Genomic DNA, 10,554 nt, shown 5'->3' on the forward strand with positions numbered 1-10,554 from the left:
TGGGGAGCCGACGGGGTGGCCGCGGCGGGGTCACGGCCGCCGCGGCGTCGACACGGGTCACCCCGTCCCTGGTGGCGAACCGGTGAAGTCCCCGGACCGCCGCCAGGGCACGGGCGACCGAGCTGGGCGCGAGCGCCCGCCTGCCGAGGTCCGGGTCGGCGGTGGCGAGCCGCGCCCGGAACTCCTCGACATGGGATTCGGTGACCGCACCGAGGTCCCCGACGCCCGAGTCCGCGAGGTACTTCCGGTATTTCTCGAGGTCACGACGGTAGGCGGCCAGGGTGTGGGCGGAGGCCCCCTGTTCGACGGCGAGGTGGTCGAGATATCCGCGGATCTGGAGCGCGGCGCCGTCCGACCGGGTCATCGCGGGACGGCCGGCGTCATCGCCAGGACCCGCCGTCAGCGCCCGGCGATCGACGCGCGCGCGGCGAGGATGCCGGCCACGGCGATGCCGTTGACGATCCGCCCGTCCAGGACGGCGTCCACGGCCTCGGAGAACGGCATCCGGGCCACCTCCATGTCCGCCTCCTCGTGCATGGCCTCCGGCCGGGTCACCTCGCGCAGGCCCCTGGCCAGGAACACGTGGACGCGTTCGGTGCAGAATCCCGGCGACGGAACGATCGAGATCACAGGTTCCCAGGAACTCGCCTCCAGCCCGGTCTCCTCGACCAGTTCGCGCTGCGCGGTCTGGACCGGCTGTTCGCCGTCGACGTCGCACAGTCCGGCCGGCAGTTCCCAGAGCCGCTCCCCCACCGCGTGGCGGTACTGACGGACCAGCGTCACCTGATCGGAGTCATCGAGGGCGATGACCGCGACAGCGTCGTCGTGACCGCAGATCTCGCGGTCGGCGGTGCCCCCGCCCGGCATCGTGAGGGTGTCCACACGCAGCCGGACGATCCGGCCGTCGAAGACCTCCCGACTGGCGATGGTGCGGTACTCGTGCGACCCGGGGGCACCGGAGTCGGTCACCTCGATCAGCTCCCGTCCGAGCGGACGTCGGAGGTCAGCTCGGCATCGACGTCATCGGCGCGCACGCTGGACGTCTTGGCGTCCGGAGCGGCGACGGTCGCGTGAGCGGACTCACCCGACTGGTCGGCCCGCCACGGCTCGACCGGAAGTCGCATCTCGTTCTCGTAGTCCAGGGCCGCCTTGATGAACGCGGCGAACAGCGGGTGGGGGCGTGTCGGCCGCGACTTGTACTCGGGGTGGGCCTGGGTGGCCACGAAGAAGGGGTGCTGCTCCGGCGGGTACTCGACGAACTCCACCAGGTGGCCGTCGGGCGAGGTGCCGGAGAACCGCAGACCGGACTCGGCGACCTTGTCGCGGTAGGCGTTGTTGACTTCGAACCGGTGTCGGTGCCGTTCGGAGATCTCCGTGGCGCCGTAGGCCTCCGCCACCAGGGACCCCTTGGTGAGCACGGCCGGGTACGCGCCCAGGCGCATCGTCCCGCCGAGATCGGCGTTGCCGGCCACCGCGTCGACCTGGTCCGCCATCGTGGAGATCACCGGATGCTCGGTGTCCGGCTCGAACTCACTGGACGAGGCCCCGTCGAGCCCGACCGACCGGGCCGCCTCGATGACCGAACACTGCAGGCCCAGACACAGCCCGAGCAACGGGATGCGGTTCTTCCGCGACCACGAGATGGCGCCCAGCTTGCCCTCGATCCCACGGATACCGAAACCGCCGGGGATCAGCATGCCGTCGACGCCCCGGAGGGCCTCCCGCGCGCCGGCCTCGGTGGCACAGGCGTCGGACTCCACCCACCGGATGTTGACCCTCGCCCGGTGGGCGAACCCGCCTGCGCGCAGGGCCTCGGTCACCGACAGATAGGCGTCGGGCAGGTCGATGTATTTGCCCACCAGGGCGATCTCGACCTCCTCGCGCGGTTCGTGGACTCGCTTGAGGAGTTCACCCCACACGGTCCAGTCGACGTCCCGGAAGGGCAGGTTGAGCTTGCGGATGACGTGGGTGTCGAGATGCTCACCGAAGAGCACCTTCGGGATGTCGTAGATGCTCGGGGCGTCGGGGGTGGAGACCACGCCCTCGAGGTCCACGTCGCACATGAGCGCGATCTTGGACTTGAGCCCGTCCGGCACCTCGCGGTCGCACCGCAGGACGAGGCCGTCCGGGACGATACCGATGGACCGCAGCGCCGCCACGGAGTGCTGGGTGGGCTTGGTCTTGAGTTCACCCGACGGTGCGAGGTACGGCACCAGTGAGACGTGGAGGAAGAAGATGTTCTCGCGTCCGACCTCGTGGCGGACCTGCCGGCAGGCCTCCAGGAAGGGCTGGGACTCGATGTCGCCGACCGTGCCACCGACCTCGGTGATCACCACGTCGGGGCGGCGGCCCTGCTCATCGGGCGCGCCCATCGCGATGATGCGTTCCTTGATCGCGTCGGTGATGTGCGGGATCACCTGGACGGTGTCCCCGAGGTACTCGCCGCGACGCTCCTTGGCGATGACGGCCGAGTACACCTGGCCGGTCGTGACGTTGGCGTTGGCACTCAGGTCGCGGTCGAGGAAGCGCTCGTAGTGCCCCAGGTCGAGGTCGGCCTCCGCACCGTCCTCGGTGACGAACACCTCCCCGTGCTGGAACGGGTTCATCGTCCCCGGGTCCACGTTGATGTACGGGTCCAGCTTCTGCATGGTCACGCGGAGTCCGCGCGCGGTCAGAAGCTGCCCCAGGCTGGAGGCGGTGAGCCCCTTACCCAGCGACGACGCCACGCCACCGGTGACGAAGATGTGCTTGGTCGCGGACCGCGATGCGGCTCGGTTCAGTGCCAAGGGGACTCCCGTGTCCAGACGCCGGAATGGATGAATGCTGGTGTGGCTCCGGTGCACCCCACGGGGCTTCAGGCTATCACCGAGCGGGCGCGGTGGGGAGCGACGGCACCGCCGCGGTCGCATCCGGGCGCAGCCCGTAGTGTCCCTGCCCCCGCGCGAGCTGCTCCGCCAGCGCGAGTCCCGTGGCCAGCCGGCCGGAGTCCGAGCCCGCGGAGTCGACGGTCGAGACACCGTCCTCGCCGGAGGAGCGCAGCACGGTGACCGCGTCGTACCCCTGAGCGCCCGTGAGCTCGGCCGACACGACCGCTCCCGCGCCCTCGCGGTCCAGGGTCCGCGCGAACGAGGCCACCCGGACCGCGGTCGACTCGGCCTCGCCGGGGCCTGTGACGACCAGCGCCAGCTGACCTGGTCTCAGGGTGCCCGGTTCGAACTCGACGAGTCCCGCGTCCGACAGGGTGGTGAGGACCGTCTCGCGGTCGTCGTCGTCGAGGTGTGGTTCCGCGTCCTCGGTCCGCAGCAACCCGGCACGGCCCACGGCGGTACCCAGTTGGGTCCCCAGGTCCGCATCGGTGGCCGGTGCGTCTCCGATCGGCAGGTTGGCCACGAGTGCCTGGACCTCGGCGTCGGCATCCGGGTCGACGGCCTTGTCGGTGAGTGTCACCCGTCCTGCGGCGATGCCGCCGGCCGCACCGATGACGTCGACGGCGGCGCTGACGTCCTCGTCGGACGCCCCGGGGGCCACCACGACCAGCACGGGGCGATCCTCGAGGGTGCCGTCCAGTACCGGCCGGGCGAGCTCACCGGCCATGTCGTCGAGCCGGTCGACGGCGAGTCGCCGTTCGGCCGACTCTGCCCGGGTCGACTCGAGTTGCGCCGCCGTCGTCTCCTCGCGGTCGACCACCGCGTCCCGGATCGACGTCGCCACGGACGTCGACCCCAGGACCACCCCCAGCCCCAGGGCCAGGAACACGGCGACCAGCGTGAGAACGTGGCGACGCAGAGAGATCAACGGACGAGCCCCTGGACCCAGAGGGCGAAGGTGTTCCATGCGTCGATGGCCCAGATGAGCAGTTCCTGGGCGGAGTCGCGGGCGACCACCACCGCGGCCACCGCGATGAGCGCCGCGAGCACCACGAGGGCCAGCCCGATCCCGGCACCTCGCGAGCGGTACAGAGTCGCGCACGCGTCGGCGTGGACGAGGCGGGACGACACGGCGGTGTCGACCATGGTCGACGACGGTACGGAGGAGGCGCCGAACGCGTTCTCGAGTCCGCGGTCGTCGCCGGTCACCACGATCATCTCGGCTCCGCCGTGGAAGGCCAGCAGCAGGGCCATGTCGCGTGCGGTCGCCGCGGCGGGGAACGTGGTGGCCCCCACGCCCAGCTCCGTGACCCGCTCGAGCCCCTCGGCCCTGCCGTCGCGATCCGCCGGCACGACCAGGACCGCGCCGTCCGTGAGCACCTCGTCGGAGACCCCGGTGGGGGTCGCGACCACGACGTCGGCGGAGATCCGGGCCGCACGCAGCAGTTCGGCTCCCCCGTCCACACCCACGACCAGCGGTCGGTACTCCTTCATGAAGGGCTTGAGATCGGAGAGCTGCGCCTCCGAGGCCCGGTCCCCGGTCACCACCACCACGTGGCGACCGGTGAAGTCCACGTCGATCCCGGGAAGGCCCTCGCCGTCGAGGAGCAACTGGTGCTCGAGGCTGAGGAACTCCGTGGCGTTGGCCAGGTGCGCCAGCGCGGACTCGACGTACCCGTTCTCCGCGGCGTGGACCTCGGAGAGGAGGGTCTCGGGGCCGACCTCACGGCCGGTGGCCAGCTGGCCCTCGGTCTTGACCGAGTAGACCACGCCCTCGTCGATGCGGACCCGGGTCCCGTCCTCGACCTCGGCGAGGTCCGCGTCCTCGATGACGGGGATGGTCGACGAGGCGAGGATCCGGAACGCGGCACGGGGCAGCATCTCCTCACCGGGGCGCGGCACGTGGACGACGGCGGCGACATCGGCCTCGACGACGGCGCGGGCGGTGGCCGCCGACGTCCGGTTGAGGTCGAGCACGGCGACGTCCTTGGAGCCGAGCTTGCGGGGGACCGGTGATCCCGCCCGGACCTGGCGGACGGTACCGACCACACCGGCGAGATCGTTGGAGCGGCGATTGAGCAGACCCGTCATCTTCATGTGCCCGAGTATCACGCGTGTGATTCGAGTGACGAGGGAGGTCGGTTCGGCGTGTCGGATTAACGGTCGACTTGAGCTTGAGACTTCTCCGACTGCGCCTTCCCGAGGAGCTCCTCGGCATGCGCGAGACCGGTGTCGGTGTCCTCCATCCCGGCGAGCATCCGCGCGAGTTCGATGACCCTGTCCGAGTCGTCGACCGCGCGCACACCGGACACGACACCGTCCCCACCCGTGGAGTCCGCGGCCTTGTGGATCACGAGGTGCGTGTCCGCGTACGCGGCGACCTGCGCGAGGTGGGTCACGGCGATCACCTGGTGGGTCCTGGCCAACCTGGCCAGACGCTTGCCGATGCTCAGCGCGGCGCGTCCACCCACTCCTGCGTCCACCTCGTCGAACACCAACGTCCCGCCACCGGAACGTTCCGCCAGGACGACCTCCAGGGCCAGCATCACCCTGGACAGCTCGCCGCCGGAGGCGCCCCGGCCCAACGGGACGACCCCCGACGGCCCGTCGAGAGCCAGTTCCACGTCGTCCAGGCCGGACTCCGTCGCGGCGGCGAGGCCGTCCCCGGCAGGGGTGACCCTGACGACCAGCCCGGCTCCGCCCATGGACAGCTCGGCCAGCTCCGAGGTGACGCGTCGTGCCAGGTCCTCCCCCGCCGCCCTGCGGATGGCGGTGAGCTCGGCCCCCCGCTCCTCCAGCTCGAGGGCGAGCCTCGCGACCGTGGCCGTGAGGTCGGCCACAGCGGAGTCGGAGGTGTCCACCTCGGACAGGCGGATGCGCGCCTTCGCGGCCCATTCGATCACGTCGTCCACGTCGGTCCCGTACTTCCGGGTGAGCGCCCTGAGATCATGCCGTCTCTCGAGTGCCGCATCGAGGTCGGCCGCGTCCACCGGGAGTTCGGCCAGGTAGAGGCCGAGCTCGGTCGCGGCGTCCCCCAGCGCGGCGACGGCCTGGTCGATACTCGTGGCGATGGGATCCAGGGCGGGGTCCCCCGCCCCCGCGAGCCGCTGCCGCAACTGGTCCAGGACGTTGACGACCGGCTCCGCGGTCTCTCCGTCTCCCGTCAGGGTCTCGTGCGCCTGCCCGGCCACCTCACGCAACTCCTCCGAGTCGGTGAGACGCCGGATGACCGCGTCGAGCTCGGCCTCCTCCCCCGGTCTGGGGTCCAGGGCGTCGATCTCGTCGAGCCCGTGGCGCAGCAGGTCGGCCTCGCGGGCCAGCTCGCGGGCGCGCCCCGTGCGCTCTGCCAGCGACCTCTCGGCCTCACGCCACCGGTGGAAGGTCTCCCGGTATGCCCTGAGTGCGACCCGCGCCCGCTCGCCCCCGTGGGAGTCGACCGCCTCGCGCTGCCGGTCCGGACGCAGGAGCCGGAGCTGGTCGTTCTGACCGTGGACCGCGAGTACCGGGGAACAGAACCGGGCCAGGGTGCCGGCGGGCACCGACCGACCACCCAACCGGGCCCGGGAGCGTCCGTCGGCACCGACCCGGCGGGCCGCGATCACCGTCCCGTCCTCGTCGAGCTCAACGTCCGCCTCCTCGAGGAGTCTGTCGAGCTGGTCTCTGTCCTCGGTAGCCATCGTCGCCGCGGCGGCCAGGTCGAACCGCCCCTCCACCACGGCCTTGTCGGCACCGCGGCGAACCCGGCCCGGATCGGCGCGCCCCCCGGCCAGAAGCCTCAGACCGGTGACGACCATGGTCTTGCCGGCGCCGGTCTCACCGGTCAGGACCGACAGGCCCGGGGCGAAATCGGCCACGGCCTCGTCGATGACGCCGAGTCCGCTGATCCGAAGTTCCGTGAGCACGCACCCACCCTAGGGGAGGGGGCGGGCGGCGGACCGGCCACGCCACCCGGTCACCGGGAGTTCGAACTTGGTCACCAGTCGGTCCGTGAACGGTGAGTCGTCCAATCGCACCCACTTGACCGGCCTCCGGCCGCGCACCACCTCCACGCGGCTACCGGCGGGGGCGTCGACCAGCCGCCGCCCGTCGAGCACGACCACCGCGGGCCCCGACCGGGTCCCGGTCTCCACGGCGACACGCGAACTCGGCGCCACCACCATGGGCCGGGCGAACAGGGCATGGGCGTTGTTCGGGACCACCAGGATCGCGTCGAGCTCCGGCCAGACGATCGGCCCTCCCGCGGAGAACGCGTAGGCCGTCGACCCGGTCGGGGTCGACACGAGCATGCCGTCGCACCCGTAGTCGCTCACCGGTCGCCCATCGATCTCGACCGACGCCTCGAGGACGCCCTGCCGGGAGACCTTCTCGATACTCACCTCGTTGAGCGCCCAGTCGTGGCCGAGGACGGTGTCCCCGTGCATGACGGTGGCCTCGACCGTCATGCGCTCGACCACCCGGTAGTCCCGGTCGGCGATCTGTTCGACGACCCCGTGCAGCGAGGAGACCTCCGACTCGGCGAGGAACCCGACATGCCCGAGGTTGACCCCCAGCACCGGCACATCGGCCGCGGTGGCGTACTGACACGCCCGCAGGAACGTCCCGTCCCCACCCAGGACCAGGACGAGCTCGCACCCGTCGGCGGCGTGCGGAGTGTCGGCGACCGACTCCACGCCCGTCCCCGTGGCGACGTTCTCACTCGTGTCGGCGAGCATCCGCACCGCGATCCCCCGGTTCGCGCAGGCGTCGACGACCTGGGCGACGATGGCGACGATGTCCGGCCGCTCGATATTGGCCTCGAGCAGGATCCGGCGGGGCGTCCCCTGACCTGTCATGTCCGTCATTTCGGCCCCTCCTCCACGGCGCGGTGGATGGCGTCCGTCGCCTGGTGGGTCAGCTCCACCGGGGCGCCCGACCCGGTCTTGCGGAGATGGAGGAAGTACTCGACGTTCCCGGACGGCCCCGGGAGCGGGCTGGCCACGCAGCCGAGGGCCTCCAGCCCGAGCGCCGCAGCGGCGCGCGCGACACCCGTGACCGCCTCGATCCGGAGGGCGGGGTCGCGGACGACGCCACCCTGGCCGACCCGCTCGCGGCCCACCTCGAACTGCGGTTTGACCATCGGCAGCAGATCCCCGCCGGTGCGGACGCACGCGGTCAGTGCGGGCAGGACGAGCGGGAGGGAGATGAAGGACAGGTCCGAGACCACCACGTCCACCTCGCCCCCGATGTCCTCGGGAGTGAGGGATCGCACGTTGGTCTTGTCGTGGACCCCGACGCGACCGTCGCTGCGCAGGCGCCACACGAGTTGCCCGTAGCCCACGTCCACCGCCTCGACGCGGGCGGCACCACGTGAGAGCAGAACGTCGGTGAAGCCTCCCGTGGAGGCACCGGCGTCGAGACAGCGCGCACCGTCGACGCGCACACCGAAGGCGTCCAGCGCACCGATGAGTTTGTGGGCTCCCCGGGAGGCCCAGTCCGGTTCGTTCGACGCGGCGAGCGCGATCGAGGTGGTGGGCTCCACCTGGGTCGCGGGTTTGCTGGCCGCCACCCCGTTGACGATCACACGCCCGGAGCCGATGAGGTCCCGGGCCCGTTCCCGACTGTCACACATCCTGCGGCGGACCAGCTCGGCGTCCAGGCGCCTCCGTGTGACCGCCATCAGCGGGCGGAATCCAGAGCGGAGAGCGCTCGGGCGAGCAGGTCATGAGCGGCGTCCAGGGCCCGGACCTGATCGTCGCGGACCACCCCGCCGTCATCGCCGTCGGCCGTCGACGGCCCGACGGAGTCGGCGAGGAGATCGTCGAACGCCGAGCGGAGCTCGTCGACGTCCGGGCCCACGGGGCCTGGAAGTGGTGTCGGTCCGGGAGTGCTCACGCGGTCCACGCTAGCCCACGACGAGTCCCGCATCGGCGAGCCGCGACCGCGCACCGTCACCGGGATCCGCGAGTGCGGTCGCCCCGTGCAGCCACGCCTGACGGATGACGCTGCGCGCGAGGTCGACGCCAGTCAGCGTCTCCGGGATCCCCTGCAGGTGAAGAGACCCGTCCAGCACCCTCGCGTCGAGTCCGGCGGCCGAGTCGATATGACTCGACTCGGGCGGCGCCGCGAGCGCCGAGAGGTCCCGGGCCAGATGAGTGGCGCGACGACGCTCCTCGGCGACCAGCAGGTCGGCCGTCCCGTGGACACCGGTCAGGACCAGAAGTGAGGGCATGTCTGCCGCGACCGCCCCTTCGATGTCGGTGTCGAGCCTGTCGCCGATGACCAGTGGACGCGTCGCGCCGACGAGGTCGGCGGCGGCCCTGAGCACCCCGGCGGCCGGCTTCCCCGCCACGACGGGTTCGCGGTCCGTCGCCGCACGAAGCGCCGCGACCAGCGAGCCGTTGCCGGGGAGCAGGCCCCGCTCGGTGGGTAGCGTCGTGTCGGTGTTGGAGGCCACCCACGGAACCCCACGGCGGATCGCGAGGCACCCCTCGGCGAGGTCGCCCCAGGTCAGCTCGCGGGACAGCCCCTGGAGGACCACCTCCGGATGGTCGTCGGCCGAGAGGACGACCTCATAGCCCGCCTCCCTGGCGAGGTCGCGGAAGCTGTCGTGGCCCACCACGAGAACCCTCGCGCCGGCGTCGACGTGATCGACCAACATCATCACCGCCGCCTGGGCACTCGTCATGACGTCGGACGCGCGGGCGGTGAAACCCAGGTCGCGGAGGTGTGCCGCGGTGTCGGCGGGAGCACGGCTCGCGTTGTTGGTCACGTAGACCACCGGGAGCCCCGAGGCGTCCAGTGCCTCGGCCGCGCCCGGTACGGGCTCGGAACCGCGGATGAGCGTCCCGTCGAGGTCCACGAGAAGTGCGTCGTGCAGATCCGACAGAGTGGCTGGTGACACCGGGGTCAGTCCTCGAGCTCCGCCAGGCGCGACTCCGCGTCCGTGTGATGGTCAGGGTCGGCCGCCACCGCATGGCCGAACCATGCGGCGGCCTCGTCCTTCCGCCCGGACGCCAGCAGCACCTCCGCGTACGCGTAGTCCAACCGTGCCGCCTCCTCGCCCACCGCCGCCGGATCGGCTCCAGCGTCCTGGAGGGTCACCAGGGCGGCGTCGAGCTGGCCCATGTCCACCCGCGCACCGGCTTCGACGATGCGCAGTTCCACGAGGTCCTCACCGGAGACCTGGCGGGACTCCTCCCCCCGGGCGAGCTCGATGGCCTTCTGCGGGCGCTCGAGCCCCCGCTCGCAGTCGGCCATCATCGCGAGCAGACCGGGACCTCCCGAGATCCGGCGGGCCGCACGCAGTTCCCCGAGGGCCTCGGACCACTCACGGGCCCGGTAGGCGAGCACTCCGAGGGTCTCCCGGACGACGCCTATCCGCCCGGCGCGATTCTTCGCGGCCCGCCCGTGGGCGAGGGCCAGCTCGGGGTCGTCGTCCACGAAATGCATCGCCGCGACCAGGTGCCGAGCCACGAGTTCGGCGTTCGCCTTGTCCAGCCCGCGGAGGTCCCGCCTGATCTCCATGTCGAGATCCGCGGCCTCGATATCGTCGGGGAGGGCCGGTTCGTCGACCCGCGCTGCCTGGCGGGCGTCCTGACCGGGGCGACCGGCGGATCGCCGGTCGTCGAACTGCCGTCCGCCACCGCGCGACTCACCGCGGGACGCCCCACCGCGGCGGTCGGCGCCGGCGTCACCACGACCCTGCCCC

General features: G+C 71.8%; 11 protein-coding genes. All 11 read right to left on the bottom strand.

Translation table 11 applies throughout. The annotated features are described in order from the left end of the window. Nucleotides 1–364 (bottom strand): site-specific integrase (locus G6031_RS13165; protein WP_182653498.1); only part of this gene is annotated, 364 nt, incomplete at its 3' end. A 35-nt stretch (nucleotides 365–399) separates the two neighbouring features. Next, on the bottom strand, nucleotides 400–969 hold the full coding sequence (locus tag G6031_RS13170; RefSeq protein WP_182653499.1) for an NUDIX domain-containing protein: 570 nt from the start codon (nucleotides 967–969) through the stop codon (nucleotides 400–402). A gap of 5 nt (nucleotides 970–974) precedes the next feature. After that, nucleotides 975–2,786, bottom strand: coding sequence for a CTP synthase (locus G6031_RS13175; protein ID WP_095719366.1), 1,812 nt, complete (start codon nucleotides 2,784–2,786; stop codon nucleotides 975–977). A 76-nt stretch (nucleotides 2,787–2,862) separates the two neighbouring features. Continuing rightward, nucleotides 2,863–3,795, bottom strand: coding sequence for a copper transporter (locus tag G6031_RS13180; protein WP_241730481.1), 933 nt, complete (start codon nucleotides 3,793–3,795; stop codon nucleotides 2,863–2,865). Then, entirely contained in the window at nucleotides 3,792–4,964 is a 1,173-nt protein-coding gene (steA, locus tag G6031_RS13185; protein ID WP_182653500.1) for a putative cytokinetic ring protein SteA, read from the bottom strand. Before steA ends, G6031_RS13180 begins: the two co-directional genes overlap by 4 nt. Before the next feature lie 59 nt (nucleotides 4,965–5,023). Beyond that, nucleotides 5,024–6,769, bottom strand: coding sequence for a DNA repair protein RecN (gene recN, locus G6031_RS13190; protein WP_182653501.1), 1,746 nt, complete (start codon nucleotides 6,767–6,769; stop codon nucleotides 5,024–5,026). Nucleotides 6,770–6,778: 9 nt separating this feature from the next. Continuing rightward, entirely contained in the window at nucleotides 6,779–7,708 is a 930-nt protein-coding gene (locus G6031_RS13195; protein ID WP_182610359.1) for an NAD kinase, read from the bottom strand. After that, a complete protein-coding gene (locus tag G6031_RS13200; protein ID WP_182653502.1) occupies nucleotides 7,705–8,523 on the bottom strand; it encodes a TlyA family RNA methyltransferase in 819 nt (272 codons plus the stop codon). Before G6031_RS13200 ends, G6031_RS13195 begins: the two co-directional genes overlap by 4 nt. Further along, nucleotides 8,523–8,738 (bottom strand): hypothetical protein, encoded by a 216-nt coding sequence (locus G6031_RS13205; RefSeq protein WP_245847690.1) that lies wholly within the window; start codon nucleotides 8,736–8,738, stop codon nucleotides 8,523–8,525. The genes G6031_RS13200 and G6031_RS13205 overlap by 1 nt, the downstream gene beginning before the upstream one ends. Before the next feature lie 10 nt (nucleotides 8,739–8,748). Then, nucleotides 8,749–9,747, bottom strand: a complete 999-nt coding sequence (locus tag G6031_RS13210; RefSeq protein WP_347238499.1) for an HAD-IIA family hydrolase — start codon at nucleotides 9,745–9,747, stop codon at nucleotides 8,749–8,751. Between the two features lie 5 nt (nucleotides 9,748–9,752). Further along, on the bottom strand, nucleotides 9,753–10,554 hold an 802-nt coding region (locus tag G6031_RS13215), incomplete at its 5' end, for a hypothetical protein (protein ID WP_182653503.1).

It is taken from the genome of Dietzia sp. CQ4 (assembly GCF_014145125.1).
Taxonomy (GTDB): Bacteria; Actinomycetota; Actinomycetes; order Mycobacteriales; family Mycobacteriaceae; genus Dietzia; species Dietzia natronolimnaea.